The 26,320-nt window shown below is 48.7% G+C and carries 26 protein-coding genes; 4 read left to right on the top strand and 22 right to left on the bottom strand.

Going from position 1 to position 26,320, the window contains the following annotated elements:
* Positions 1-35: 35 nt before the first annotated feature.
* The 3 genes from VGN67_RS17160 to VGN67_RS17150 form a co-directional block, all read right to left on the bottom strand.
* A complete protein-coding gene (locus tag VGN67_RS17160; RefSeq protein ID WP_327488079.1) occupies positions 36-500 on the bottom strand; it encodes a GyrI-like domain-containing protein in 465 nt (154 codons plus the stop codon).
* 158 nt (positions 501-658) lie between these two features.
* A complete protein-coding gene (locus VGN67_RS17155) occupies positions 659-1,087 on the bottom strand; it encodes a Gmad2 immunoglobulin-like domain-containing protein (protein WP_327488078.1) in 429 nt (142 codons plus the stop codon).
* A 69-nt stretch (positions 1,088-1,156) separates the two neighbouring features.
* Complete coding sequence (locus VGN67_RS17150) at positions 1,157-3,316, bottom strand: S46 family peptidase (protein WP_327488077.1); 2,160 nt, start codon at positions 3,314-3,316, stop codon at positions 1,157-1,159.
* A gap of 183 nt (positions 3,317-3,499) precedes the next feature.
* Between VGN67_RS17150 and xth the strand changes: the two genes are divergently transcribed.
* Positions 3,500-4,276 carry an exodeoxyribonuclease III gene (xth, locus tag VGN67_RS17145; RefSeq protein WP_327488076.1) on the top strand — a complete coding sequence of 259 codons (777 nt, stop codon included), beginning with the start codon at positions 3,500-3,502 and terminating at the stop codon, positions 4,274-4,276.
* A gap of 36 nt (positions 4,277-4,312) precedes the next feature.
* Here the strand turns inward: xth and VGN67_RS17140 are convergent, their stop codons facing one another.
* Positions 4,313-5,851 carry an aspartate aminotransferase family protein gene (locus VGN67_RS17140; protein ID WP_327488075.1) on the bottom strand — a complete coding sequence of 513 codons (1,539 nt, stop codon included), beginning with the start codon at positions 5,849-5,851 and terminating at the stop codon, positions 4,313-4,315.
* Between the two features lie 219 nt (positions 5,852-6,070).
* Between VGN67_RS17140 and VGN67_RS17135 the strand changes: the two genes are divergently transcribed.
* Positions 6,071-6,382: a hypothetical protein gene (locus VGN67_RS17135; RefSeq protein WP_327488074.1), complete on the top strand. Its 312-nt coding sequence runs from the start codon at positions 6,071-6,073 to the stop codon at positions 6,380-6,382.
* A 64-nt stretch (positions 6,383-6,446) separates the two neighbouring features.
* Here the strand turns inward: VGN67_RS17135 and VGN67_RS17130 are convergent, their stop codons facing one another.
* The 15 genes from VGN67_RS17130 to VGN67_RS17060 all read right to left on the bottom strand — a co-directional run bounded on the left by VGN67_RS17130 (position 6,447) and on the right by VGN67_RS17060 (position 20,923).
* Positions 6,447-7,322: a dienelactone hydrolase family protein gene (locus tag VGN67_RS17130; protein ID WP_327488073.1), complete on the bottom strand. Its 876-nt coding sequence runs from the start codon at positions 7,320-7,322 to the stop codon at positions 6,447-6,449.
* An 86-nt stretch (positions 7,323-7,408) separates the two neighbouring features.
* Positions 7,409-7,906: a heme-binding domain-containing protein gene (locus tag VGN67_RS17125; RefSeq protein ID WP_327488072.1), complete on the bottom strand. Its 498-nt coding sequence runs from the start codon at positions 7,904-7,906 to the stop codon at positions 7,409-7,411.
* A 103-nt stretch (positions 7,907-8,009) separates the two neighbouring features.
* Entirely contained in the window at positions 8,010-8,729 is a 720-nt protein-coding gene (locus VGN67_RS17120) for a DUF3575 domain-containing protein (RefSeq protein WP_327488071.1), read from the bottom strand.
* On the bottom strand, positions 8,726-9,502 hold the full coding sequence (locus VGN67_RS17115) for a hypothetical protein (RefSeq protein ID WP_327488070.1): 777 nt from the start codon (positions 9,500-9,502) through the stop codon (positions 8,726-8,728). Before VGN67_RS17115 ends, VGN67_RS17120 begins: the two co-directional genes overlap by 4 nt.
* Positions 9,503-9,516: 14 nt before the next feature.
* Complete coding sequence (locus VGN67_RS17110; protein ID WP_327488069.1) at positions 9,517-10,053, bottom strand: hypothetical protein; 537 nt, start codon at positions 10,051-10,053, stop codon at positions 9,517-9,519.
* A gap of 228 nt (positions 10,054-10,281) precedes the next feature.
* Positions 10,282-11,313 (bottom strand): DUF6454 family protein, encoded by a 1,032-nt coding sequence (locus VGN67_RS17105; RefSeq protein WP_327488068.1) that lies wholly within the window; start codon positions 11,311-11,313, stop codon positions 10,282-10,284.
* A 21-nt stretch (positions 11,314-11,334) separates the two neighbouring features.
* Positions 11,335-12,873 carry a glycoside hydrolase family 28 protein gene (locus VGN67_RS17100; protein WP_327488067.1) on the bottom strand — a complete coding sequence of 513 codons (1,539 nt, stop codon included), beginning with the start codon at positions 12,871-12,873 and terminating at the stop codon, positions 11,335-11,337.
* Between the two features lie 108 nt (positions 12,874-12,981).
* Positions 12,982-14,130, bottom strand: a complete 1,149-nt coding sequence (locus VGN67_RS17095) for a hypothetical protein (RefSeq protein WP_327488066.1) — start codon at positions 14,128-14,130, stop codon at positions 12,982-12,984.
* A 247-nt stretch (positions 14,131-14,377) separates the two neighbouring features.
* Positions 14,378-14,905, bottom strand: coding sequence for a GNAT family protein (locus VGN67_RS17090; RefSeq protein WP_327488065.1), 528 nt, complete (start codon positions 14,903-14,905; stop codon positions 14,378-14,380).
* Positions 14,906-15,191: 286 nt separating this feature from the next.
* Positions 15,192-15,797, bottom strand: coding sequence for a DoxX family protein (locus VGN67_RS17085; RefSeq protein WP_327488064.1), 606 nt, complete (start codon positions 15,795-15,797; stop codon positions 15,192-15,194).
* Positions 15,798-16,038: 241 nt separating this feature from the next.
* Entirely contained in the window at positions 16,039-16,959 is a 921-nt protein-coding gene (locus VGN67_RS17080) for a DUF4886 domain-containing protein (protein WP_327488063.1), read from the bottom strand.
* A gap of 283 nt (positions 16,960-17,242) precedes the next feature.
* Positions 17,243-17,806 (bottom strand): PIN domain-containing protein, encoded by a 564-nt coding sequence (locus VGN67_RS17075; RefSeq protein WP_327488062.1) that lies wholly within the window; start codon positions 17,804-17,806, stop codon positions 17,243-17,245.
* A complete protein-coding gene (locus tag VGN67_RS17070) occupies positions 17,796-18,251 on the bottom strand; it encodes a helix-turn-helix domain-containing protein (protein ID WP_327488061.1) in 456 nt (151 codons plus the stop codon). Before VGN67_RS17070 ends, VGN67_RS17075 begins: the two co-directional genes overlap by 11 nt.
* 234 nt (positions 18,252-18,485) lie before the next feature.
* Positions 18,486-20,096, bottom strand: coding sequence for a hypothetical protein (locus tag VGN67_RS17065; protein ID WP_327488423.1), 1,611 nt, complete (start codon positions 20,094-20,096; stop codon positions 18,486-18,488).
* A gap of 260 nt (positions 20,097-20,356) precedes the next feature.
* Complete coding sequence (locus VGN67_RS17060) at positions 20,357-20,923, bottom strand: dienelactone hydrolase family protein (protein ID WP_327488060.1); 567 nt, start codon at positions 20,921-20,923, stop codon at positions 20,357-20,359.
* A gap of 412 nt (positions 20,924-21,335) precedes the next feature.
* On the opposite strand from VGN67_RS17060, the gene VGN67_RS17055 reads away from it, so the two are divergent.
* On the top strand, positions 21,336-21,800 hold the full coding sequence (locus VGN67_RS17055) for a hypothetical protein (protein ID WP_327488059.1): 465 nt from the start codon (positions 21,336-21,338) through the stop codon (positions 21,798-21,800).
* A 29-nt stretch (positions 21,801-21,829) separates the two neighbouring features.
* On the opposite strand, the gene VGN67_RS17050 is transcribed toward VGN67_RS17055, so the two are convergent.
* Positions 21,830-23,539: a hypothetical protein gene (locus VGN67_RS17050; RefSeq protein ID WP_327488058.1), complete on the bottom strand. Its 1,710-nt coding sequence runs from the start codon at positions 23,537-23,539 to the stop codon at positions 21,830-21,832.
* Positions 23,540-23,796: 257 nt separating this feature from the next.
* Between VGN67_RS17050 and VGN67_RS17045 the strand changes: the two genes are divergently transcribed.
* The gene (locus VGN67_RS17045; protein ID WP_327488057.1) at positions 23,797-24,888 is read left to right on the top strand and encodes a DUF3500 domain-containing protein; all 1,092 of its coding nucleotides are present in this window, start codon (positions 23,797-23,799) and stop codon (positions 24,886-24,888) included.
* A gap of 213 nt (positions 24,889-25,101) precedes the next feature.
* Here VGN67_RS17045 and VGN67_RS17040 read toward each other — a convergent pair whose 3' ends face one another.
* Positions 25,102-25,497 (bottom strand): DoxX family protein, encoded by a 396-nt coding sequence (locus tag VGN67_RS17040; protein WP_327488056.1) that lies wholly within the window; start codon positions 25,495-25,497, stop codon positions 25,102-25,104.
* Between the two features lie 205 nt (positions 25,498-25,702).
* The gene (locus tag VGN67_RS17035; RefSeq protein WP_327488055.1) at positions 25,703-26,191 is read right to left on the bottom strand and encodes a DUF2306 domain-containing protein; all 489 of its coding nucleotides are present in this window, start codon (positions 26,189-26,191) and stop codon (positions 25,703-25,705) included.
* Positions 26,192-26,320 lie beyond the last annotated feature (129 nt).

The raw sequence follows: 26,320 nt of genomic DNA, 5'->3' as shown, positions 1-26,320 counted from the left end.
CGTATCGCACCTAGCGGTTGTTATTGTATAGAAGGCTATTTAGCCACAGAAACAAAAGTTTGCACCTGGGCGTTGTTCTGGTCCTGAGCCTCCGGCCCATACATGTCAAAGTCAGCCATGTAACTCCTCTCCGTTGTAGTCCGCCAGATGTATTCCCAGGTAGCAAGAACACAATAAGGAAGTTTGCCCTCCGAGGTGTAACGATTGTAAATTCCTGCTGGGATAGTAATCAGTATTAAACCCTCCGGGACTACCTTTTCGCTTTCAACTCTATAGCCAAGAAGGGTTGTGTAGGCACCTGTATGGTCACTTTCGTAATCTGTGTAGACGCAGTAAAGGTCGTCGCTTGTTCTGCTTGGAACTTTACTAGCGATATCTTCTGAAAAGAACCGCAGCCATAAACTGCTAATGTCTGCCCCTGATTGCCCGTTCTGATTTATTGTCCTCACGGAAATACCTACGATATAAATAGGGTCCAAAGGAATTAGTTGTGTTGTCATGGGATTCTCGAATTGGTGAGTGTTTATACAGGCTGTTCTTAAAAGTGTACAACTATGAAATATAGAAAAGATTTAGGGACGCCGTCGGGTATTTGGAATGATGGATTTGGGTACGCGCCAGAAGCGCCAACCCGGCAGGAATAGCCCCATATACCAGACTAATCCAGCTTAACCGGCAGCTCGTACTGCCTACTCCCGTCTTTGGCGCTGGCCTCAAAAAGAATCAGCATAAGGGTGGAGTTAGGTTGTTGTTTCTGCACCTCTACCGTAAAATCAAAAGTACCCCAGGCGGGCGCACCGGCATCGGTCATTTCGTGACCCGTTTTTAGTTCGTGGTGCCCATCCTCCACTACCCAGCTGAAAGCCGCTTCGAAAACCCGGGCTTTGCCCTGAACCCGGTAAGTATTGTTTCCCAGTGCCCGGACCGTCACTTCCTTGAACCTTTCGTTGGAGGAGTCGGCCGGAGGTACCTTTTCCGGAGGAGGGTCTTGCTGTACCAGGGCTGAATCCTCAGTAGCGGTTGTATTGTCGTTATTTTGAGTACAGGCCAGCAGTGCCAGTGCGAGCAGGAAGCAAAGTAGTTTCATGCTTTTTTGAATTGGACTTACAGAAAAGCCCCGCACCGGCGGGGCTTTTCTGGGGAACAGGAAGTTTATTTATTTTCGAATGGTCAGTTCCTTGATAATGTGGTCAGCGCCGCCTAGGTTGTCAATGAGCCATAGTACATAACGGATGTCTACATTGATGGTGCGGTTCAGGTCCTTATCAAAAGCGATCTTATGACTCAGGGCTTCGTAGTTACCATCGAAGGCCAGGCCAATTAACTCCCCATTGCCATTGATGACCGGCGAGCCGGAATTACCCCCGGTAATATCATTGCTGGTAATAAAGTTTACGACCAGGTCGCCGGTACGCGGGTCTTTGTAGGGGCCGTATTCCTTAGCTCGGGCCAGCTTAACCAACTGCTCCGGCAGGTCAAATTCATAATCGCCCGGTTTGTACTTCTGCAGTACGCCTTTCATGGTGGTAACATTCTGGTACGATACCGCGTCGCGGGGCTGGTAGTCATCTACCTGTCCGTACGAAACCCGCATGGTAAAGGTAGCATCCGGGTACATTACTTTCGTCGGATTCAATTCCTTCACCCCTTTCAGGTATAGGCGTCCCCACTCGTTGTTGCGGGAGGTAAACTGCTGGTAAAGTGGCAGGTACTTGCTCTGGTAGTTTTTAACAAAAGCGTTTGCCAGGCTAAAGGCCAGGTCCTGCTGCAGTGTTTTCGCATCCGGATTTCTGGCAAAACCGTTCCATTTCGCATCCCTCAGGATCATGGTGCTGGTGAATAGCTGGTCAACGTATCTTTCGTAGGTCGAGGCTTTATCCAGAGCACCGTACTCGTTGCGAATGGCTTCATACAAACCCGCTGGCTGCTGGTCCTTGGGTACATCGTTGTAGTACAACTGCAGTACCGAGGCCACGATGTTCTTGTCCGAAGGCCGGTTGTGGCTTTTCACGAAATTTTGCCGGGCCGTACCCGCGGCTTCCACTGCTTTTTTAATGTCTTCCGCCGAAGCATTGGGATTGACCAGGGAATTTTCCAGTTGCTGCAGGGAGGTGGCAAAGGCCAACAGCGGCGAACCCAGTATACCTTCGTTAATATAAACCCGATGCATACTAAAAGGGCGCCAGGCCGCGTAGGTTTGTTCGAGATCCGTAAAAAGGTCTTTGTACTCAGGTTTGGACTGTGCCCATTTTATGAAAGCTTCCTCATCCTTTTTCTTCTGTCCGTACACGTCGTATTTCAGCAATTGCTCGGTTTCCCCCTTGAAAAACTTCCAGTAGTTGGCAATGGAGGCATAGTCAGACGCCAGTTGCAGTTTGATGGCCGGGTCATTTTTCATTTCCTCAAACATATACTTGAGGCGCATATCCCGCAGCTTTACCAGCGTTGGGTTGTTGGTTTCGGTAGCCAGCTGCACCCCGTACGAAGACTCGTACCGGTTGGTACCGCCCGGATAGCCAAAAATCATGGCAAAGTCATTTTCCTTCACGCCTTTCAGCGAAATGGGCAGATGGTACTTAGGCTTGAGCGGTACGTTGGTCGTGGTGTACGGAGCCGGTTTGCCATCAGGTGTAGCGTACACCCTGAATACCGAAAAGTCGCCGGTGTGGCGGGGCCACTCCCAGTTGTCGGTATCGCCCCCGAACTTACCTACACTCTCCGGCGGGGTACCTACCAGCCGCACGTCGTTGTAGCGCTGGTACACAAACGCCAGGAACTGATTGCCCTTGAAGAGCGGACTGATCCGGGTTTCCAGGTTTTTGGATAGATCGCTCATCCGGCTGTTGATATGACTCATCACCGCGGCCTGCTTGCTGGCTCTTGCCGCACCAGACAGGCCCATCAGCGAATCATTCACCTCTTTAGTCACGTCATCAATCCTTACCAGAAACTGCACCGTCAGGTTGGTGGGGATTTCTTCGCTGGTGCTCTTGGCATAAAAGCCGTCCCGCAGGTAGTTGTGCTCCACCGAACTGGCATTGGCAATAGCGCCATAACCACAGTGGTGGTTGGTAAAAATCAACCCTTTGGAGCTTACAATTTCGCCAGTACAGCCATTTCCAAAAATAATGATGGCGTCTTTGATGGAGGCTTTGTTGACACTGTATAACTGTTCTTTTGAAAGTTTAAGCCCTTTCTTTACCATGTCGTTATACACCTGCTGGCCCAGCAGTAAGGGGAGCCACATGCCTTCGTCGGCTACAGCATTAAAAATGAAGGATAAGCTTAGGAACCAAGTAATAATTACTTTTTTCATTGGGTAAGATTTTAGTGAACAAGTCTGTTGGCCAGGGCACCTCTTGCTAATAGTACCCTGGTGCCTTTAATGAAGTAAACTTTAATGACATAAAAATAGATAAATAGATAGGAATGTTAATCAGGACCTAGTACTTATTCAATCCAAAGACTGCAACTACCACCCAGGCGGTGGTACTATACTATGAAAATTGTCACCTTTAATGTGAATGGAATCAATGCCCGGCTACCGGTCCTGCTCAGTTGGCTGCAGGCTACCACACCCGATGTAGTTTGTCTGCAGGAGCTGAAAGCACCGGACGAAAAGTTTCCGGAGGAGGCGATTGCGGAGGTGGGGTATAGGGCGGTATGGCACGGACAAAAGAGCTGGAACGGAGTCGCCATTTTGTCCCGCGGTCATGATATCCGGGCCGTGAAGCGCGGCCTTCCGGGAGAGCCGGAAGATGAGCAGAGTCGCTATATTGAGGCCGAGTTGAACGGAATTCTCATTGGATGCCTGTACCTTCCAAATGGTAATCCGGCCCCCGGACCAAAATTCGACTACAAGCTCCGGTGGATGGAACGCCTGAACAGGTACGCAGCGACTTTACTTACTCTGGATAAACCTGTTCTTCTGACCGGAGACTTTAACGTTATTCCCACCGACCTGGATGTATACCGGCCGGAGCGCTGGCTGGATGACGCCCTGTTCCGGCCCGAAACCCGCTCGGCCTTTGACTCCCTGCTGAGCCAGGGCTGGATTGACGCTATCCGGAAACTCCACCCCAACGAGCGGATCTATACCTTCTGGGACTACTTCAGGTACTCGTTCAGCCGCAACACCGGCCTGCGGATTGACCATTTCCTGCTTAGTCCGCATCTCGAAGGCCGTCTCCTGTCCGCCGGGGTAGACCGGGAGGTACGGGGCTGGGAGAAAACCAGCGATCACGCGCCGGTATGGATTGAGGTGAGTGAGGCGTAGCGGATAAGCCCAGACGAAATCGTGGGTCGGGAATTTTTAATGGGCTGGTGCAGGAAACTTCTCCTCCTGATAAAGCCTACGGCCAATCTGCTGTAGCCTTTCAAAGACCATGTCTATATCTTCAAGCGTAGTGCGGTGCGAACAGATGGAGAGACGAATCACTACCTGCCCCCATATTCTGGATGTCATAATAAAGGCGAAGCCGGTAGACATGATCTCGTCAGTTATTTTCTGATTCATCTTATCCAGGTAAGTATTCAGTTGTAGGGTTGCCGCCTGCTGCTGTACCTCGGCCGGTACCCAGCGGAATGTGTAGATAAACAGCTCCGGCTGGTGCATGGGTACAAAGTCCGGGGAGGCACTAACCAGCCTGTGCAGGTGCTGGGCGCACAGGATGTTTTGTCTGAGTAGTTTCTGGTACCCTTCCCGGCCGTAGTGCTTGATGGACATCCATACCTTCAGGGCATTGAAACTCCGGGACATGTGTGGTCCGAACTCAAAGTAGTCAAGGCCATTGTAATCGGTGGGCAGGGTACCCTGCAGGTAAGGCGCCGCGATGGAAAAGGTTCTTCGGAGCTTTTCCGGATATTTAACCAGCAAGCATCCGCATTCGTACGGAATGTAAAGCCACTTGTGTGGATCGAGTGTAACCGAATCTGCTTTTTCCAGACCCTGGTACAGATGCTTTTTTTCGGGAAGCATAGCGCCCACGGCGCCGCAGGCGCCATCAGCATGAAACCAGATATTTCTTGCTTTACATATCCTGGCGATATCTTCCAGTGGGTCTACTACGCCTACGTTGATGGAGCCTACCTGCGCCACCACACAAAAGGGAACATGGCCAGACCGTAGGTCCTCCTCGATCATCTTCTCCAAAGCTATAGTATTCATGGTCAGGTCTTCGTGGCTGGGTACCCGCCGGATGGCGTTCCTGCCCAGATTAGCCATGTCGGCGGCCTTTACGATGGATATATGACCTTCGTGATCGGACATATAGAGCGTATGCAGGCCCTTTCTCTGTTCAGACTGAAGGCCTTCGGCGGTGGTATCATAAGAGGCGGTGTTGCGCAGGGCGGTGAGCAGCGCCGAAAAGTTAGCGATGGTACCACCTCCCACAAACAAGCCTCCGCAGTCGATGGGGTAGCCGATTAGTTCGGCAACCCAGGCAATAGCCCGGCGCTCTATTTCGGTGGCGGCCGGTCCGGCTTTCCACCCTCCGGCGTTCATGTTGACAGAGGTAGCCAGTGCATCCGCAAAGACGGACATCATGGTACCCGAGCCATTCACAAAACCAAAGTACCGGGGCGACCCCAGGTGCGTGGCATGCGGCAGAACCCGTTCTTTCCACTCAGCTATTATCGCCTCTGGCTCCTGACCCGTCCAGGGAAGCTGTTCCTGGAATACCTGTTCGATTTCTGAAGAATTACTTTCCGAAATAATCCTCCGTTCACGCAAGGTACCGTAGTACTCCGCAATGGCATCAATTACTTCATATCCTACTTTTCGGAACAGGTCCAGCTCCATGTCCAGGCTATTGAAGGGTTGTTTGGAATTGGGTAGTTGCTCTGGTTTCATAGTCTATCGGGTTTAGGTACTCAATTTACCAAATTATGATAATTACTTCCGAACAATACTAATCAAAGAACAGAATTTTATCTTCCATCACACCTCACCGAAGCGGTTACGCTCTTAAATGGTACGAGTTCTGCATCAGTCAATATACACCTTTCTGGAAAAACCATTTATTGGTTTATCCGTTTGCTTTTAATTATTCTCTGCTAAAACAGCTATACTATGGGATTTGATCAGTACCACGAACCTCCCCAGGAGCTATCCGAAGAAACAAGAACCTTTGCCCGAATGATCAGTTCGGTCATTGAGGAGGCGGAGGCCATTGACTGGTATGAGCAACGGATTTCGGTGGAAAAAGACGATCAGGCCAAGCGCATCATGCAGAATGCTCAGAAGGAAGAATTTAAGCATTTTGCGATGGACCTGGAATTTCTGTTGCGGAAAAAGTCGAAGTGTCGGCAAATGATGAAGATGATTCTTTTCAAGGAAGGAGATATCGTGGAGCTGGGCGAAAAAGCGGAGGAGGCGGAGTAGTATTTAGAAAAAGCGGGGTAGTCTCTGCAGCCTACCCCGTTGGCCTATTATAGAATGGCATTCACTATACATTAAACTTATTCTTCAGGTAGGCTATGGACATTCCGTAGGCCTGTTCGGCGTTCAATTGATCGTACTTGGGATTACTCGGGTTGGCAAAGCCGTGGACACCGGGAAATATCTTGTAGATCAACTGCTTGCCGGCCTTATCCATATTGGAGTCAAAGGTTTCGATGATTTCTTTAGAGATTCGCTCCTCGGTGGCGAACACCCCAAGTACATCACTATTGAGGTTTTTCAGCTGCTGTACGTCCTGTACCGGCATGCCGTAGTACATTACCACCCCAATGGTGTTTTTACCTCCAAGCAGCCCCGAACGAAGGGAAAGTCCACCTCCAAAACACCAGCCCACGTTGGCTACCTGCGCATTCGGCCCGGCGTAGGTCAGTCCGCCTTTGATGATGTTGGTGAGTCGCTCCTCCTTTACACTAGACACCAGTTTGCCGGCTTCCTGCGGATTGTCTGTTACCTGTCCGTCGTACATGTCCAGGGCCAGTACGTTCACGTCTCCGCGCAGGTCGTCGTAATAACGGTCCGACTCCCGACGAATGTAGTCGTTAAGCCCCCACCATTCCTGGTACACCAGCAACCAATTATCGCTCTTGTTTTTGGCCTTGATCAGGTACCCATTGGCATCTTTCCCATCAGGGGTCTTGAAGGTAATGTTTTGACCCTTTCCTTCGTATTGAAGCGGGAGGGGAGCCGGGTGCAGCGCCTGAAAAGCTGGGTCCAGCGCAAACCGTTTCATGTCATGGCTGGGCAGTAGGGGAGTATAGCATACGGGAATGGCCGTTGGGGATTCAGAAGACTGGGGCTGCCACGAAAACAAACCAGCAGTACCAGCCAGAATCAGGTTTAAAATAATCAGAAATCTTGCCATAGGAATGAAAATTAATGGAAAGGATAGCACACACGACCTACTACACCAGGTTCAGTCGTTTTGTTTTACAGCTTTCAGTGGTAGTTTTAACCACGGCGTGGCTTCCTGACCAGGCTATCGGCGGGGTAGTTGGCTTTGAGCGTATCCATCTGCGCCTTTGCCCACTGGATCAGACGTTGCCGCTGGTCATCCGTGAGGTTAGCTTCCGCGTGCATGCCCAGGTAGGTATACTCTTTCATGGGCATTTCGCGCTCATCCATTACCTCTACTACTTCTTCCAGCTTGTGGTACTGTATCGCCAAGGGAGCGTTGGTAAAGCTGGAGAAGTTGAGGTGCCGCTTGCCATCCACAATGTGATCGTCGAGCCACCAGGCTACGGGCTGTACATTGGAGTACCAGGGGTAGGTGGTCTTGTTGGAGTGGCAGTCGTTACAGGCTACCGCCAGAATATGCTGCACATCGTCCGGTACGGTGTAGCGGGTGGTGATGTCGTAGGTACGGTCGTCGGAATCGTTAGGGGTAGGGCGAATGAGTTGTATACCCACGAGTAGGAGGAGTATCCCAAGGAAAATTTTGCCAACCATAGTAGTAAGGAGGAGTTTTAGGTGAATGATTAGGTTTGAGGAAAGTTATTGTTTTCTCAAACATAAGAAAAAACCCCGCCTAATTTACCCACTTGTCAGCTGCCTACAGTTTCCCGAGTACCCACCCCAGATGGAAGCCAAAAGTGAAGCTGCCAATCGGGCCATACCGCCCAGGCTGGTCGGTCCCGAACCAAAGGGAATTGGAATTATTACGCAACTGCTCATTTTCCTGACCCAGGGTACGTACTGTAAGATTACGCATACCCAGACCGAAGTATACGTCCAGATTCATACGCGGAGCCAGGTAGTACTGCCATCCTGCTTTGAGATGGAAGGCGTTTACAAAGCGCCCCAGCGAAACGTTTCGGGTTTGGAAATAGGCACACTGGCCCGGTGAGGCACAATCCATACCCACCGACTTTAACTGCTGAATACTGTTTTTTTTGAAGAGGTACTCCGCCGCAAAGTACCCCGCACCGCTCTCGTTCATTCGGTAGTACATCCTGAGCTGGGTCCGGAAGCGCCAGGTTTCCCGGTTGGGGTATTCCTCCCGTTGGAAAGGGTACACATTAAAGGCCGAATGGCCGTAGCCTGCTTCCTGCTGAACGCTGAAACGGGGGTCCGGCAGCGGGATTTCTATTCCCACCTGTAAGGTATTGTCCGGGTCAAACAGGGCGAGGGGCGCGAATTTCAAAATAGGTTGCCGATTAAGCGAATCCGGATACTGGGGAGCACGGGTAGGCGTATACTGGTACATATCCTGCGCTATTACCGATATACTTCCTGCCAGGGCCACCAACAAAAAAAACACTATTCGTTTCATTCAACCGGTATTTTACTAAGCAGTTCCAGGGAAGTACCCGTTTGGGTACCATCGTAGCGGTACTGGTACAGGCCTTTATTACCCGTTACGATCAGGGTATTGCGGTAGGGAATCACGTCGTAGGCGGGTACCTCGGTCAGGAACTGGATCTGGATAGGTACGGTGGGGCTGGAAATATCAAATACTTTCAGCCCTTTGTCTCCTTCGCACACAAACAGCTTGTTGCCGTCAACCCCCAACCCGTACGGAGACAGTAGTTGCTGTGAGTTGAGCATCCGCGGACTAGACGGATTGGACACATCAACGACGTCGAGGGTACTTTGGGGTTGCCACATGCGGCAGCCAACTCCTCCCCGCAGCGTTACGTAGGCGTAGGTACCTTGTACTACCACTGGGTCACAACTCATGACGTGGGTGTACTTCGACAACAACACCGGCGACTGGGGTTGCCGATTATCAAAAATATACATACCGTCGTTAGCGCCGACGAACAGGTTTTTCTGGTAGGGGAATATGGTCTCAATACCAAGGCCCAGTTCGGCTTTGCCTTTGCGAACGGGTTCCGACGGGCTGGAAATATCGTAGACGTCCAGGCTCTGACGGGTTACTATATACAGGGTGTTGTCGGTAATGGCGAAGCGGGCCATGGAGCCACCTACTCCGGTAGCGCCCGGCGCTACGTCGGCGGAGGCCCCCATTTCGCACTGCCATACACTCAGGGCCAGCAAGCCCGACAGGAGTACTATACAGGTCTTTTGAAAAAATCTTTTCATAAAAAACGGGTGGTTTAACGATAACAACTTGGTCTGGCTGACACGGTAACTTTTTCCCAACTTACCACTACCCCTTTGGTATCATCCACACACTCAAAGTAGGTATTCTGGAAGGGCGGGTACTTGTTGAGTGGGATGGCTTTCTCGATGCGGCGGGCCAGCCGTACCTCCCGTGGGTTGCTGATATCAAATACTACCAGGTCAGTACCGTTGTCAGCGTAGAGCCAGTTGCCTTTAACGGCGATGTCGTAGTTGGCGGGAATGGACACAAAAGCCAGATTCTCCGGATTTTTAGGGTCGCTGTTGTTGATGATGTGTACTCCGGCCCCCATTTCGTTAATGAACAGGAAGCTGCCCAGCAGGTAAATCTTGCCCGGCTTTTTGAGGGCACGCGCGGGAAGCGACTGGATATTCTTTATCTCCTGGGAGGTAGCATAGACCGGACGGTAGGCCGTACCATCAAACTGAGGCCCCGGAGGGGTTTCGTCGAAGGTCGTGTTGCAGGCTGTGATGGACAGGGCCATCAGCAGGGTGTAGACGGATAACTTCATAAGGGCTGGTTTTTTTGATAAGAGTACTGGAGGTCTCTTTTCGTTGTAAAGCTAGAAAAAATTAAATTGGCGGTACAGGCTATACGGAATGAACTGTTCTTTTTTCGGGCTGAAATGTATTTTTCAAGCGGATAGCTGTCTGTACTACCAAACGAGGAGCAGTAGCTATGTACTTTTACAACTCTGGGGCGGCGGAAGCCGGTACCTCCGTACTGGTTTAGGGTCAAATTACCTGACGGTAGCTTCGTACACAAACAGGGTGGCTTCGTTATCGTCCGGTACAAAGTAAGCCCGGATGCCCCCCGGGGTACTTTCCAGCCAGAAAGGATTCTGGGTCATGGGCCGGCCGGAGGGTGCCCACAGAGGTACCGGTACCTGATGTACGGGCTGCTGCTTCGTCAAATCTACCAGTTCCAGGCCACCCAGGCGAAAGGTGGAGGTACCCTGTCGGTAGTTCTTCAACCCACCGCACAGCATCAGGTTATTCCCCACGTACTGGCAGTCCTGGTAGTCGATGTAGTAGGATGGATTCGGTACGCGGAGTTGTCCGGGGCTTTTGCCGGAAGCAAGTACCCCTCCCCGGGCATCCAGTTTCCAGTCATAGTAGTTTCGGGAGCCCCAGCTAATACCATGCAGAGTATGAGCGTCGGTATTGTGGACAATGCCGCCCAGGTGGTCTGCAAACCGAAAGACTTCGGTGACCTGCCGGGTTTCAGGATTGACCTTGTAAACTATCGAACTACTGCTAGGCCGGTACTCCGCCACGGGTACCCATATATGTTGCCCGTCGTAGTCAATGCCGCCCGGATGGTACCTGCTTCCCTCGCCCAGCTTCACATCCGCCAGCAATTTTCCGTTTGCGTCAAATTTGAACAGGTGCCCTACGCCCTGCCCAGCTTCCCGGTTCAGTACTTCTACGGATGACATATAAAAGTAAGGGCCAACTTTAACCATACCCTGCGGATGATGAACGGGAAATTTCAGGGGTACTTGCTTTACCTGGTTCCAGGTAGTGGTGTCGCGCAGGGAGCGGAATTTCCGGATGAGGTCAGTGGGGGCTTTGTCCTGCGCCAGTACTTTCCCCGCCGCGAGTAGTATAAACAGTCCTGCCACGGCCAGAATACTTGTAAGACAGCGATGGAAGGATCGTACAGGTAGGTAATTGTAAGATGTAGAGAAGAGTCGAGCCACCATGTTTTTGAGGTGAAATAAATGTCCGCCCTGTCTGTAGCCGGGTACCGGTCGTTTCCTTTCCTTCATGTATGATTGGTTGTCAACTGGTCATGGTTTCCTCATTGAAGCATTTTCAAGATGAACTTTTTTGCTACCTGGAAAGCTCGGATTACCAGAACCGTAGAAACCTTCATTTAATAAATTCCCAACATTAACAGCATGTATGCCGTGTGTGAAGAAGAAAGGGAGGTCCTTGTCCCAGCTGAGCTCAAACCCTTTTATGCTTAAATTATTTACATTTTGAGCATACAGACCAGCAATGTCATGTGAAAAAAGTTGCGTTTCGGGAGATGCTGTGGGCCGTAAATCGAAATTACCGCCATAGTTCATGGTTTCTTTACCTTTTCTGATGAAAAATTTTACGTTTTGAAATTGAATATCTTCCATTGGATTTTCCTTCATTGCATAAACCAGGATTCCCTGTTCTCCAATAGCGGATATATTATTGAATTGCACCTGCCTGATCTTACCGGCGGGCTCGCCTTTGAGTCGCGAAATGGAAGACAGATGAATGGGTTCGCCTTTGCCCCACCAAACACCGTTGTGCAGACGGGTTTCGATGGTGATATTAGAAAATATAAGCTCCTCAATAGACGAAGAATCATGAGCATAAATACCTATACCGCGGTTTGACTCTGAAATAATAATATTAGTGAAGGTACATCTCCGTATTGGATGTTGCCCGTAGCCGATCCGGATGGCCGATGAACGGGATTGTAACCGGCAATTGTTTACCTGGATATTTTCAGCAAAGATGGTCTTATTGCCGTTTTTATACTTATCCTGTTCTTCGGAAGTAAAACCGGGCGTATTTTCAATTTTTGCAAAACCCGTAACAATAATGGCATCATCCCCACAAACAATATCGCAATCAGAAATACGGACATTTCTTGAAACCGTAAGATGAATTCCGTCGCTGTTCGGAATCATAGGGTTATTCATTATGGAAACACCGCTTATCAGTACATCTTCGCAATAACCAAAACGGGTGGCCCATATAGGCGTATCCTTAATCGTAATATCCTTTATAGTAACCTGGTTGCAATGAAAAAATACGATTGTCATTCCCGGCCTTGGTTTGCGTTTAAGCGGTCCGTCCGTAAAAAAGGGACTCTCCTTCATATACTTTTCCTTCTGCCGCGTCAGCGCCGGATAAAATTCCGGGACACTGTTTGGCAAAGTACTGTTCGTATGGTTTTCATTGGGAATATAAAAATCAGAACCTCTTCCATTTATGATGCCTTTACCGGTAATGCTTACCTGAACGGCATCTTCGCAATAAATCATTCCATACCTTTTGTTGCCTATCAGGAAGTCCTCCAGGTTAGTACTGGACTGTAATTCTGCTCCTTGCTCGAGGTGCAGGTTAATCCGGCTTTTTAAAATGATTGCGCCTGTAATGTACATACCCGCAGGTACCACTACAGTACCCCCGCCTGCTTCAAATGCCGCATCAATAGCTTTTTGAATGGCAGTAGTAGATAGTTTATCCCTTTCTGCACCGTAGTCTGCAATATTGTATTCCTTGGCGTTTAAGGCCAGAACATGAAACACCAATGCCAGGGTTAGTAGAGGTATCCTCATCATAGATGAATTTTGTATTTTGTAAGGGTAAAGCACTTTATAAGCAACAGAAAATAATTACTGCCAACTTAACTTAATCACAGGATCACAACCAGCCTTCTACTAAAAAGCTCACTTGGACTTCTGCTCCCAACCTTCTGACTTTACCATCGTCAGTTGATTTTTGTCATTGAGCACAAAGCGCTGCAGAATGGTAGCATTTTCGTATTCGATCAGGTAGAGGAAGCTCCTCTGCTGGTCTATCGCTTTGCGCTCCAGCAGCGTAAATGATTCGACTCTGCCCAGTTTTTTAGCCTCCTCCTGAATACCTTTTAGATTAGGAGCAATTTGCTGCCATAATTCCGGACTAAACTCCTCTGCCTTCAAAGATCCGGTTGCATTGTTTTCAAAAAGAGTCTTAAATCGTTCGTCAAGGACGGGATCAGGATCAGGAACTGGTGTGTATCCATCGTGCAGAAAACGCCGCATACCGGGCCGGAGCGCCAGTTGTTCCCCATTCAGCTGGTTGTTTAGCTGAGGCATATCATAGTAGTGTCCTCCTTTCGCCAGCTCGGCCGACAGATTGAGCTTTATTTCCGACTGCTGATCACCCGGAGGTACCAGGTAAATATCGCCCGACCGGAGATCGTATATACTGGAATACTTGGTAGCATACTCCCCCTGTTGCAAACAAGCCCGCAAAATGGGCAGACCACCCTGCACCGTGGGTTGGGGTGCTTTGGTCAGATAGTCACCCAGGGCTTTTTCCCCGTATCCGAAGCCCCTTGACTGGGTCGACCTGTCAAAATAAAGCTGACCATTGTGGGCGCTAATAATTACCGAAGCACCGGATTTGTCGGCGATCATGATTCGGGCGTAGGAAAAACTGGGCTCCTGGTATTTCTGATAGAAGGCAATGGCTTCTTCTACGGTGGCGCAGCTTTCCAGCATGCGTTCGCTGGGGTTGCCCCGTGGTTTTAACAGGCTCGGGGCTGGTACGTACTGCTCCTTAACCCCGGCCACCCAGTCAAACGCCAGCCCGGCGGTGTTGACGCCACCCTGTGCCCAGTCATTATCAAATCCAACGTACGCAGTCCCGTAGTACCCCTTCCCGCCGGGCAGAAACCATATCCGGGTAGCTGGATTGGAGTAATCTTCGTTGTTAAAAAACAAGGTTCTTTGGGCATCGGTAAGGACGAATATAGTACAGGCATACATCGGTACCGCGAACATGATACCGATTACAAAAATGAAGAAACCCTTCAGTAGCATTTTTTTCATATCCCTGGGACTTTGGTTAGTAATAGCCGGGCCTGCCGCCCGGCGGTATACGCAAGTATTTCTCAGTACTTTAATGGGGCTAATGTACTCAAAACGAATCAAATTGCAAGGTTCAACTCCTGTTCAAGGAGACGCCTTTCAGTAATTTGCCTTTGCCGGTGTTATCACCGGCGATTGAAGCGCTTACAGATAAGTTGAAGGTGAGAAGCATCAGCAACGGCAGAACTACCAGGTACTTCGTGCAGTATCAATCCAGACGTCCGTAGTAGATCAGGTCAACGAGTTCGCCGGAGGTGGTTTTATAGTCGCGGCGCAGGACACCTTCCCGTTCAAAGCCACAGTTTTCAGCCATGCGTTTCGCCGCGGTATTGCTGTCGTGGGTCCGGAGAAAAAGCTTTCGAAAGCCGAATGTAGGGAAGCAGTACGTGCAAAATGTCCGCAACGCTTTGGTCCCGACCCCTTTACCGGCATAGTCTTCATCGATATAAAAGCCTACCTCAGATTTTGGAATACTCCAGTCTATATTTTTCAGGTCAAGAAAACCGGCAAACCGTCCGTCCTGTTCGTCAATGATCAGGTAGGGGAAATAGGTTCGGTTTTTTGCCCGCTCTATTATATCGGCCAGGAATTCCCGGGTAGCTTCTAGGCTTTGGGTGCGAGATACGGTGCCGGTAAAGAAATCTTCCAGCCTTTTTCGGTTCCGCTCTACCATATCGAAGTAAGGTGCCAGGTCGTCGGTCGTTAACGGTCTGATAATATAGTGGTCAAATTTCATTTGTTTAAATACGCCTTTGCCAGTTTTATCTCTGGTGAATGTAGCATTTCCGGGTGAATAGTTCTATCTGTTTTGAGTAGTGACTTTCTGGCATCGAGTTAGATTACGTCCGTTTCCATCGCTAGATATGGTAGATGTCAAGTTCGCCATGATACACACGCCAGTGCACGTTTTGGATGCGGTCGGTCCCAACCATAGCCGGAGGCGGGCTTCATTTGAGAAAAATACGGCTTTCCAGGAGTTGGTCCCGGTTAAGCGGGGGCCTTTGGATGGACGGTCCAAATACTTATAATTCCTGTCGACCAGATTTCTTTTCCACAGGTTCTTTCTTAAACCGCCGGCGAAACCGCTCATAAAGTAGCTCTAAGTACTGCGCCCGTTTTGCAATAATGGGATCATAGATTAGGGCTCCACCACTGGATGTTGCACCAATTACTATTGCCGCTGAAATCAGGATTATGTTTTTGATTATGTATTGACCTAATAACGTGGGTACTAATACATTACTGGTCCAGGTTTCATTATTAAAAAATATAATTGGCAAAAATGTGCCTATCATTTGAAAATACAATAACAATAAAGTTATTCTTATCTGATAATTAAATATTAAGCCTAATCCTATAAGTCCTTCCCATATTGCCAGAAGAGGCATTGATATCTCCGGTTCCACCCTACCTAAAGTCAGAACGTGGATAGTGCGCCCTGCCAGCATTTCTGCCGGACTTAAACCGGGAAAGAACTTTAGCAGCCCAAACCATAGAAAGAGCACACCAAGTGATATTCTAAGAATTTTTAAGCCGTTACGCGCTCTCCATGCTACTAGCTTTGCCTCGTTCACTTTATTAAATAGTAACATGATATTTTCTGGTTGATGTGGATAATAAATATTCATTTCCACTTACGAGGATAGGAAAGGTTTAGATGGAATGTATTTGATACTGGATGCTTTTTATTGGTAGTTCCTATCAGCAGCAGCAACTTAGAGAATAATTTATTTTCGCCTTAACCGGTGTTATCCCCGGCGAATGTAGTACTTGCGAATAAGCAGCTGATGAGAAACATCAGCAACGGGGATTACGATTTGTGAAATTTTCGTTTAATCAATCATTGCCATTACTGCTTCTACATTTACCCTATTTCCTGACTCTGTTCTGTGTTGTTTCGGCTACCTTTCTTAACTGAGCCGCAAAATCAGCGGGTACCTGTTCGGGCGTGAAGGTTAGCTCGCGGGGCGACTCGCCAAACAGGAATGAGTACCATACCAGAGACCCCAGATAACAACCGGCTTCGTTGGCATGGTGCGAATCAAATCCCCATTTCTGATCATTGGTCCAGCGGTAGCCCGCGTGCAGAGAATGCGTCTGGTCGGGCAGGGAGGGATACTCCGGATTTTTATAGTTAAAATTGGGGTCCTTGCGGTAACCCCAGGTAGGGTCGGAGCTTACTTTCCAGAAGGCATCGCCTACGGGAATGATACGTACCCCCAGTTGCCGGCCTATAGTATGGTACGCTGCTCTGGATTTTTCCCACATTTCCTTTTCACTTTGAGCAAAGGTATTGGGGGCAACCTGTCCAAAGCCATCTGCATCGGAGCGGTAGGCCCAGGTCTGGTGAAATACAACTTCGGCCCGGGGCTGGATAGATTTGATGTAATCGTACAGTTTTTGGGCGTAAGGCTCATAGGCGGCCGGGTCGGCCGAGTGCATGGAATACTGCTGCAGGGTTACGACATCCCAGGTCCCTTCAGACAATAGCATGCGCAGGGATTTTCCTTTGTAGGGTTTTCCCTTTGGGTCGTCGGGGTTGGCTTCGGCGGCAGCGGCGTGCTCCCAGTGTCGCTGCAGCGAGCAGCCACCCAGTTCGGCCCGACCGATTTTGAGGGGATGTCCGCCTTCCTTTGCCAGCTGGGGCAGATACCGGGCCGCATTCTGCGAGAAACTGTTACCAATCAGGAATAAATGAAGGGTATCGGTAGGAGTAGGACGTACACCTACTGTACCCGAAACCCGGGCAGATTGAGCCTGAACGGTGGTGAATCCTAGAAAGAGGAACACAATCCAACTTACATTTTTTCTAAAAAATAGCATACGCAGGTCGGGGCTTTATAAAAGATATACTTAAAAAACATTACGCAGGTTATTCTATACTGTTGGGTAGTTTTTATAGTAGTTATCACCGCCGAATGAGGTACTTACAGATAAGTTGCTGATGGGAAACACCAGCAACGGCAGGAAAAAAGGGTATCATAAGGGTAGTCGTTTACGTCTTGTGCAGCCGCAGTTTCTGGCTTTGGCTGGTAATCGAAGGCTACCCGTTGTTTCCGATAGATTTCTTTTTCTATATTAATGTGTGTAAATAGTTTGCAGTATCATTCAGCCCATTTCTTCTCAGGCAGTCCAAAACTTCATATTCATCCAAATCAGGATTTTTCCTGTTCATAACTAATTTTCGAAATGAATTGACAGCAACCTTCTGATTCAAATCTATCGTTTCGGTTAAAAAGTCATCTGCATTTTTCGCTGACAATCCAAATATTGCAAGGTATTCTTCTGGAAAGTCCTTTAGGTTATTGGTCACAATTATATTCGCGTTGGTCTTGATTGCCGCGGCTAAAACATGACGGTCTTTTTCATCTGGCAAGGTTAATCCTTCAATCAGAACTTCGTAGTTTTCAACCCTTGCATCGGGAAATGCCTGATTTGCCCAACCAATTCGCTTCTTTATTTCTTCTTCGCTGACATTCTTTCTTCTCAATACATCGACCCATTCATCAAAGATGTGTTTGCTCCATTTTGGAGTATATAAGTCATCATGAGCAAACCAAAATAGTAAATCACGAACCTCAACTGGAATAATAACATTGGTATCAAGAATACATGTAAAACGAATACTATGAATCATAGAGTCCTGATTCTTCGTCTGCGTTCATTAGTTTGATCAGCAATTCCTGCTGTTTTGCCTTCATCCTTTTCTTGTAAGCCATTACATCCTCAAATTTGACTCTTCTGTGCTTCCCGATCGTAGTGTACTCAATTTCTCCTTCTTCGAGCAATTTCACTAAATGAGGACGGGAGCAACCCAGCAAATCGGCAGCTGCCTGAGTAGTCATCTCGGTAGCTATGGGTACTACCGAAATTGGCTTTCCCTGGCTCGTGGCTTTTAAGATGGTTGCAAGTAATTTTAAAGCTTTTAAGGGAACCCTGATTTTTTCCTTTGTTTCTTCAATTTCTATTTCAGGATTGTCTTTATGAAGACTTTCAAGAACTTCCGCGAGTGCAGTATAGGATTCCATCGCCACCTTCTGTTCTTCTTTCGAAGGTTTGGTGATATTTTCTAAATATTCCATACTTTGATGGGTTTTGATTTCAACTATAAAAATAATCGAAATAATCAAAAAATACGAAATAAGTTTTCTTACTAATGTTCTCTACCTTAGATCTCACCGAGGATTTTATCATAGAAATCCGCAGGGGCCAAAGCAAAGCATCTGAATAGGCTCCATTCAGCAAATAGAAAATCGTCTGGCAATTGAGTCAGGGTAGCCTACATAACTTGCGGAGTATAACTCCCTGACACCACCTCACTTAACCTCCACTTTTACATTCCTGAACATGAATTGATTATCACTCACGCGCAGGGGCTTACCGCTGGCGGTGGTCACATTTCTGAGTATAACTTCTTTGGTTTTGACATACGGGAATTTTTCCTGATAGGACTCATCCGTCATTTGGGGATTGAAATTCGCGAAAATAGCCGGGCCCTGGTAATTCTCCGGGTGGTTGGAGTCATCAATTTTGAGGTTTTCAATGAGAATTCGTTCGGGCATATAGGCGGTATAGCCGAAATCATGCTGACCGGAATTGGAACCCCCGATCAGAGAAGCGCTGACGGGGCGGCCGCCCGACGGCACAAAAGTGCAGTTGCGGATCACGAAAGTACCCTGCCAGGTGCTGCCGTAGTCGGAGCGTAGATTGATGAGGGTACCGCCGCGGATCGTACTGTTCTCCACGAGAAAAGTCCCGCTGCCGATGGCGTTGATGCCCATGTGTCCCAGGGTTGAGTTGCGGATGGTGGCGTTGGCCACTCCCATGTGGGCATCGAACCGGGAAAAAGTACAGCGGTCGTACAGGATATTCTTACAGAAACTGGACCCCAGGATGCCCCAATAGGTGCGGTCGTTGATGTCGTTGGTTTGGCGGCAGTCAATGAAAGATAAATTGAGGGCGCGGGTGGCAGAGAGATCGTAGGTACCCATGGAGACGGGCTTCCCGGCCGCGCCGATGGTACTATAGGTTTTGTGGCCGGTTAGGAGGGTATTCTTGACGGTTACGTTGGCGCAGTCCCGAAAACCAAGAAAGCCGCCGTAGGGTGCGCCGTGATCGCCTTCGCCCGTAATGCGGTGTTCGAGTCCGTCGATCAGGACATTGGAGCGTTTGATCGTGATATTGCGGCTATAATACGTGTAGGCCGATTTTTCTTTATTGGCAATCGTCGTGAACCGTCCCCCGGTGATCGTCAGGGGCTTTTCGTCGATGGGAAGCGCACTGATTTCCGTGATTTGGTCGAAGTCCCAGATGATCGGCGCATCCATGTCCACCTTACCATTTTTATCCACGATGAAAATATCCGTCTGCGATGCACCATTATTTTGGTTCAAGCCATACCGAATATAGCGCTTCACGTTAGCATCGGTGACTGTAATAAGACAGGGGCCGGATAAGGAAACGTCAATTTTTTTCTGATTCCGCTTCAGCGAGGTTATTCCTTTCAAGGGAAACGATTGCAGGCTGGAACTGACCAGAAAAACGGGCGCATTCCGATTTTCCACCTCGGTATCGTCGATAATAAGGGCTGCCGTGCCGAAATCGGTGTCGGTTTGGATCGCAGCGGTGCGTTCCTTCCCGCCGATGTAGTAGGTAGCGCCTTCGTTCGCTTTGACCGGCAACCCCTGCTGATTGGCAAAGGCATGGGCCGCCGCGATAGCGTCGATGTCATCGGTCTTACCGTCACCCCGCGCGCCAAAGTCGCTGTACCTGACCCAGCCCCGTTTCTTGAAGGTTTGCGCATCTTTGGGAGAGACATTTACCCGTAGTACCCCATTTTTATCGCTGCTTACCTCGGTTTTCTGATTATTGGAGGTTATCACGGCGGCGGACTGTTCCGATAGGCTTGCGCCCTGCCCCTGGGCCATGGCTGCCTTCGCCCCCAGACAGAGCCATAAAAGTGTGCATTTCAACGTGATATGGAGTCTTGATGAGGTTATCAATCCGAGCGGAGTATTCATAGGGTTGTATTTTTGATGAGTAAGTAGCTTAGAATCTAGTTGTATAAAGGAGGATACACTTAAATTCTATCTAAAATGGGGCCGTTCAGTAGGAATTCAACGCTATGAAGATCCGGATAGCTTCATCAGTAATTGCCATCACCCCAAAGCCTACTAGTAGCAAGACCTTACTTCTTGGGTGAGTTGTTCTTTTTTTGATGGCTTAGTAGCCAATCAAAAATTGTATTATCTGCATACAAGTACTGAATGCCATGCCCTACGTCTTTTAATCGGGTAAATTTGACATTCCCCCTGTGGGCTTCCAGTTTGGTTACTACCCTTTCTGTTTCAGAAATGGGAATAATATTATCGGCTTTACCATGAAAGGTCCAGACAGGAAGCTGCTTTAGCCTGCTGATGTTAGCCGTATCACTATCATTAACGCCGCCACATAAGGGAGCAATGGCTGCAAACTTTTCGGGATAGTCTATGGCGACCTGCCAGGTACCATAACCACCAAGGCTGATACCCGTAACATATATCCTGGTAGTATCAATCCGGTAGTTGGTGGTCAGGTTTAGGTACAGGGAATCAAACCAGTTTTCGGTTGTCCAGTATTTGTTGCCCGGACACTGGGGGGAGGCAACAATAAAAGGATAATGTTGTCCCTGTTCTATATAATGGGGGATTCCGTAGCTCTTTAACTTAGTTAAGTCGTTACCCCTTTGTGAGCCACCACCCAGGTATATAACCAAAGGAAACGTCTCTTTACATGTTGAATACTCCTTAGGAAGATAGAGTAGGTACGGGTAATTGGCTTTGGGCTTGGGCCGGGTTTGAGCAATGGACTTCAACACAGGAGCCAGAAGAAAAAGTAAGAGGGTAACAAGAACAGAGCCTGTTAAAGAAGGGTAGTGTTTCATTCAGATTTTCTCTTTTCTAAACAGTTTTGACCATTTTGATCTATTACTCGTAAATATAACTCCCCTGCGATCATTATTACTACAAAGGCTAAACCGACCATTTCGCCTTTGCCGGTGTTGTCGCCGGCAATAGAGGTACTTGCGGATATATTGCTGGTGACAGGTACCAGCCACGGCAGAAAAATAACTAACTTACCCCCGCTTTATCCATCCCCAAACTCTAACCACCCATTTGTACCAACGCATGAGAGTACTGGTTTTACTTTCCCTGCTGGCTTTTACGGCTGGCTGCAACCAAAAGAAAACAGATGCTTCCGAAAACCGGGTCTTCGTGAACGACACGATTCCCATGGAGCGGACCAACGTCAATTCCGAGCCGGTAGCCACCTACTCCGCGCCCGTCCCTGACCCTGATAATCTGAATGAATTTAAATTCACGGTAAAGCTGTACGAAACGCCGCTGCGATTCCGCTACCGGGTGGACGTCACCTACAAAATGATGGAAGTACAGGATAGCGTCGATATACCCAACTTCGGCTATCAGCCCAAAGTGGACGTGAAAAAGCATGAGAATGAGCTCTCCAGTATGATTGGTTTCTACGACGCTAAGGGCGAATTTATGGATCTGAAAAAGGTAGAAATTGTCGACAACCAGCTCAAAATACGACAGGTAAAACATTACGGCTTACGTGCGGTCAGAAAGCAGTAGTGCCAGGACTTCCTCACTGGGGTCTGTGGTTAATAATGGGTATGGTTAACAACCGTATTTTTTAAATACATCTTGTCTTTTTTACGGTCTTTGTTGGTATAGGTAGCCGTAGCGCTGCCGTATACCCGCAACAGGCCGTTGCTCAGGGTGATCACCTCTTCCGCGCCTTTGCCCATAAAATCAAACTGATGGAAGACCGGGTCGGGAAAGTAAAGCTCCCCCTTGCCTCTGTCATTGAGGCGGAACTTGTACCAGAACAGTTCCTCTTTCCCATCGCCACGCCAGTCGCCTTTCACAAAATCAGGATTGCCATTGATGGGCTGTCCGGGCCACTTACTCAGTAAATGGCCCTTGTTGTCGAACCAATAGAGCTGGCTGGAAAGATACGGTTCGCCGATCTGACGGTTGCCATAAACCCTGCCACCGGCTACTACCTGCGGGGCAGTTCCCCCTTTCAAAAAATTACCCACCTGTATTTGCTGGGTATGTTCGGCTACCTGTTGCCAGATAATGTTTCCCGTCATGGCTTCGTAAATAAAAATTCCGGTTTCGCTGTTGGCGGTCACGATGTCCAGTTTCCCATCTCCGTTCACATCGCCAAATTTGTAGCTATCGGCGTGGTCGTGGTTATCGGGTAGCAGATCAAAGCGGTTCCAAATCTCTTTTCCCTTAGCATCGAGCAATAACGAACCCACCACTACTTCATCAATACCATCGTTGTTCAGATCCACCGGATAGATATAGTGCCCGAGGTTATCTTTCTTACGCTGCTCGGTATGTATCCACAGGGGCTTCAGATCAGCACTGTAGGCATTTATATTCATAGTGCCGCCGAAATCGGTAAACACGACCAGTTCATTGGGAGCGCCCTTCGTCAGTTTGGCAATGGCCAGGCGAAAGTTATTGTACACATGCGGGAGGGGCCCTGTAGGCCAACCCGTTTGCTTTTTGATGCGTCCGGTTTCCCCATCCGCCACGACCAGCCACTCCTTTCCCTCCACCATGCGCCAGTGCACTACTTCGGCTTTGCCATCGCCATCAAAATCCCACAACACACCGGGTGCCTCAAACTCCGAACGCTCCTTTTTGTATTCTTCCGGCGCTTGCCACTGCCAGAGCTCTTTGCCGCTATGGTCAAAAACATGTGCCGAAAAATCGGGTTCCAGTACCAGAAAGTCGGTTTGCCCGTCCCCGTTGACGTCCCCAAATTTCACCGCATTCGATCGGGGTATATTGTACTCCTTCAGCAGCTTTACGTCCGGATGTAATTGCAGCGCCACAACACTTTCTTCGTTCAGGGTGGGTGCCTTGCTTAGCACCAGTACATCAAATACAGCGCCCGGATTGATGCGGGTAATTTTTACGTAATTCAGCCCTTTGTGTAAATGGAAGCGGCCGCCTTCCTTCCAGCCCCACGGAGCATTCCCAAACACGGCATCCGTTACTTTATCGTTTACGGCTACTTTGAAAGAACCTTTGTCGCCACCGCTCCGTACAAAAAGATGATAGGTGCCTTCCTCGGCCACGGCCACCTGCGTCATCAGGTTCGTGGCCGAGTTGAGCCGGATGCCGGTGTTATTAAACAGCCAGGGCACCCGCTGTTCGGCCGCCGTTGTGATTACATTTCCTTTGGGTACTTCGTCCAGAAAAGAAGAAGCCGGAACCGGCAGCAGGTCTTGTGCCTCGGCCTGGGCCAAGATGAGGAAGAAAAACAGGGATAGGGTAATGGGTTGTTTCATGCTATCTTTTTAGTTCACCTGCTTCATAAAGCAAGAGTATCTTATATTTACCCAAATAGGTATCCGGCACCAGTCTTACCCGCCACTACCCAATACAAAGTGATTTTTCCTACTACGCTACCGATAAAATATTGAAAAAGAACATGGTACTACATAAAGCATTCATAAATTGATTACCTTTCTGCACGTCTGCTCCTGTTGAAGCTAATCTGCTGAACAGGAGGAGTGTACTCACCTAAATCTACGGAACCCTACCCATGCATCTAAGTCTGTCATTTTTCAAAACGCCCCTTGTCTATGGGCTTTTTATACTGGTTGGGGGAGCTCTGTCTGGTCAGGCCCAGCCGAACCTATCACCCAGTGAAACCACGTCCCGCTTCCTGGCAACGTTGAGTGCCGACGAACTTGCCAAAACTACCTACGCATTTGACGACTCCCTGCGCTTCAAGTGGACCAACCTGCCGGTAGGCCTGGTACCCCGGCCCGGCATTCAATACGGATCGCTATCCGATAAAAGCCGGATGGCATTCCACCGGGTCTTATCTTCTCTTTTGAGCTCGCAGGGGTACCTGAAAACCACCAGCCTCATGCAGCTGGACGATATCCTGAATACCCTGTACCAGCAGGCCTTTGATAAAGGAGAAATCAATCAGCAAACGTTGAAACGGATGCAGGACCTCCAATGGGCGCACGGTAACTACTATATCTCCGTGTGGGGTAAGCCATCGGCCCAAGAGCCCTGGGGCGTAAACTTTGGGGGTCACCACATTGCCCTCAACGTAACCTGCCGGGGCAATCAGGTGGTGATGTCCCCCTACTTCGTAGGCACCGATCCCGCCGAGGTGAAATCAGCCAAGTACGCCGGATTGCGGGTACTGAGTAAGGAGGAAGATTATGGATTTATGCTTATCAATTCCCTTTCGGAAAAGCAAAAAGCCGTAGCCGTGCTGAAACAGGCGGTACCTAAAGATATTATTACTACTCCGCAAAGCAGTCAGCGCATTACCGGCTACTACGGTATTCCGGCCGCGCAGCTGGACGAAGCCCAGCAAAGCCTTCTGAAACTGGTGATTCAGGAGTATGTTCACAACTTTGAACACCAGAAGGCACACCAGTTTTTTGAGAAAATCATGCTGTCAGGTATTGATAAAATTTACTTTGCCTGGGTAGGTAGCTTCGAGAACGACAAGCCCCACTACTACATCATCAACGGCCCCGACTTCCTGATTGAATACGATAACGTGGGGTTCCAGAACGACGGAAACCACATCCATGCCATCCTGCGCGAAAAAGGCAACGACTTTGGCGCGGATCTATTGAAGCAGCACTACCTGGAAACAAAGCACTGACCGGGAGGAGGGGCTGGTGGTGTTAGGCGATGGATCAGACAAAATACCTGGCTGCGGGGCTCTTTTGAATTGCTTGTTAGTGCTTGCTATTTTTTCGCCTTTGGCAGAGTTCTAACCGATCAATGAAGTACTCGAGGTCAAGTCGCTGGTGAGATACACCGGCAATGGCGGAAATGGCTGTGGTTTTGTGTTTAAGTGTTATTGATTTTTGCATCAGCTAACGAAGGGAAATACCTGTCTTAGCTTTATGTTTCGTAGCCATAATCCGCCCCAAATCATTATAGCAACATATACAGGAAAGAGAGTATGGCTAAAAAGTGGATTGTCAACTCTTAAATGAGAAGCAATGGCACCACCCAAATGCCCGGTTAAAAGTATTGCTCCTAAAACAGAAGTTCTTGGAATAGCATAAAGTACTGTTGCCGTTAGGGCTAGAATTCCGTGTATAAAAATATGATTTTCAGTATACCCAAGTTCGTTTACCGTAGTTTGTATGACTTCTGCTGTCTTTAAGAACTTAATAGTCGCATCGAATAACATAAAAAGAATAACAAATCCGCTTAATGCCCAACCAATGATTAGTTGTTTCCTGTTGTTGTTTGTTTCCATAGAATGAGGGTTTTGTCTTTTGGGTTACATGGGTTATTAGCCGGCTGTGCCGGTTTGCTACCGGCGAATAAGGTACCTAAGGGCAAGGTACTGGTGAGAAACACAAGCAACGGCAAAATAATAAACTCCGGCTACTAACCAGATCTGCTTTTTTGCGAGGGACAGAGCCAGGTACCTACCTGCGGCAGGAAGGGGTAGTACTTCATCAAATTCTATCTTTTCTGAACAGATTTGACCATTTTGATTTATTCATCACAAAGATTACTCCACCTGCCAGCATGATTACCCCAAAGGCAATTCCGACCATGCCAAAGAAAGGAGCCTGAGGTACCCTTGTTAACACCTCTGCCGCAAAGGCTGAATACAAGCCGATGACGGACCAGTACATAAATGAAAAATGCCGGTACTGCCATTTTTCAGCCGGTTTTTTTAGCCAGATAGGTACCATGCCTAATCCAATGGTGATCAGGATCGCGACGGTTGTATAATGAAATACGCCCCAGCCATTGTACAACCTATAAATCATAAAGGCAGTCAGAATCAGTACCCCCATACTGGCTACGTACCCATATCCAACTTGCCGGTGCCGTTTGGTTCCTTTTCTCATCACAAGTACTAAGGTACCTGTTACCAGCGCAGTAATGGAGGAAATCAGGTGAATCAAACCGTAGGTATCTCCGAATAGGTATTCCATTATTTATCTTTGAAGGATGCTAACGGTTCGGGTAAACGGCGGCATCTTATGGTGGCCTAGTGCCGCAGTAGCTCTGGTTATCCGCTAAGATGACCAGCAAGTCCTTAGTCTATATGGGGTACGAGTATT

Source organism: Telluribacter sp. (genome assembly GCF_035998675.1).
Classification (GTDB): Bacteria; Bacteroidota; Bacteroidia; order Cytophagales; family Spirosomataceae; genus Telluribacter.
Note: the sequence above shows the minus strand (reverse complement) of the source record. Positions and strands in the feature narration are given on the sequence as shown.

What these genes read in the sequence shown, in the direction of transcription:
- VGN67_RS17035 (WP_327488055.1), bottom strand. Translation starts at nt 26,191, where the DNA reads ATGGAATACCTATTCGGAGATACCTACGGTTTGATTCACCTGATTTCC.
- VGN67_RS17050 (WP_327488058.1), bottom strand. Translation starts at nt 23,539, where the DNA reads ATGAAACAACCCATTACCCTATCCCTGTTTTTCTTCCTCATCTTGGCC.
- VGN67_RS17155 (WP_327488078.1), bottom strand. Translation starts at nt 1,087, where the DNA reads ATGAAACTACTTTGCTTCCTGCTCGCACTGGCACTGCTGGCCTGTACT.
- VGN67_RS17125 (WP_327488072.1), bottom strand. Translation starts at nt 7,906, where the DNA reads ATGGTTGGCAAAATTTTCCTTGGGATACTCCTCCTACTCGTGGGTATA.
- VGN67_RS17090 (WP_327488065.1), bottom strand. Translation starts at nt 14,905, where the DNA reads ATGAAATTTGACCACTATATTATCAGACCGTTAACGACCGACGACCTG.
- VGN67_RS17160 (WP_327488079.1), bottom strand. Translation starts at nt 500, where the DNA reads ATGACAACACAACTAATTCCTTTGGACCCTATTTATATCGTAGGTATT.
- VGN67_RS17120 (WP_327488071.1), bottom strand. Translation starts at nt 8,729, where the DNA reads ATGAAACGAATAGTGTTTTTTTTGTTGGTGGCCCTGGCAGGAAGTATA.
- VGN67_RS17110 (WP_327488069.1), bottom strand. Translation starts at nt 10,053, where the DNA reads ATGAAGTTATCCGTCTACACCCTGCTGATGGCCCTGTCCATCACAGCC.
- VGN67_RS17140 (WP_327488075.1), bottom strand. Translation starts at nt 5,851, where the DNA reads ATGAAACCAGAGCAACTACCCAATTCCAAACAACCCTTCAATAGCCTG.
- VGN67_RS17135 (WP_327488074.1), top strand. Translation starts at nt 6,071, where the DNA reads ATGGGATTTGATCAGTACCACGAACCTCCCCAGGAGCTATCCGAAGAA.
- VGN67_RS17070 (WP_327488061.1), bottom strand. Translation starts at nt 18,251, where the DNA reads ATGGAATATTTAGAAAATATCACCAAACCTTCGAAAGAAGAACAGAAG.
- xth (WP_327488076.1), top strand. Translation starts at nt 3,500, where the DNA reads ATGAAAATTGTCACCTTTAATGTGAATGGAATCAATGCCCGGCTACCG.
- VGN67_RS17100 (WP_327488067.1), bottom strand. Translation starts at nt 12,873, where the DNA reads ATGATGAGGATACCTCTACTAACCCTGGCATTGGTGTTTCATGTTCTG.
- VGN67_RS17095 (WP_327488066.1), bottom strand. Translation starts at nt 14,130, where the DNA reads ATGAAAAAAATGCTACTGAAGGGTTTCTTCATTTTTGTAATCGGTATC.
- VGN67_RS17150 (WP_327488077.1), bottom strand. Translation starts at nt 3,316, where the DNA reads ATGAAAAAAGTAATTATTACTTGGTTCCTAAGCTTATCCTTCATTTTT.
- VGN67_RS17065 (WP_327488423.1), bottom strand. Translation starts at nt 20,096, where the DNA reads ATGGCCCAGGGGCAGGGCGCAAGCCTATCGGAACAGTCCGCCGCCGTG.
- VGN67_RS17040 (WP_327488056.1), bottom strand. Translation starts at nt 25,497, where the DNA reads ATGGAAACAAACAACAACAGGAAACAACTAATCATTGGTTGGGCATTA.
- VGN67_RS17055 (WP_327488059.1), top strand. Translation starts at nt 21,336, where the DNA reads ATGAGAGTACTGGTTTTACTTTCCCTGCTGGCTTTTACGGCTGGCTGC.
- VGN67_RS17075 (WP_327488062.1), bottom strand. Translation starts at nt 17,806, where the DNA reads ATGATTCATAGTATTCGTTTTACATGTATTCTTGATACCAATGTTATT.
- VGN67_RS17085 (WP_327488064.1), bottom strand. Translation starts at nt 15,797, where the DNA reads ATGAATATTTATTATCCACATCAACCAGAAAATATCATGTTACTATTT.
- VGN67_RS17105 (WP_327488068.1), bottom strand. Translation starts at nt 11,313, where the DNA reads ATGAAGGAAAGGAAACGACCGGTACCCGGCTACAGACAGGGCGGACAT.
- VGN67_RS17130 (WP_327488073.1), bottom strand. Translation starts at nt 7,322, where the DNA reads ATGGCAAGATTTCTGATTATTTTAAACCTGATTCTGGCTGGTACTGCT.
- VGN67_RS17115 (WP_327488070.1), bottom strand. Translation starts at nt 9,502, where the DNA reads ATGAAAAGATTTTTTCAAAAGACCTGTATAGTACTCCTGTCGGGCTTG.
- VGN67_RS17045 (WP_327488057.1), top strand. Translation starts at nt 23,797, where the DNA reads ATGCATCTAAGTCTGTCATTTTTCAAAACGCCCCTTGTCTATGGGCTT.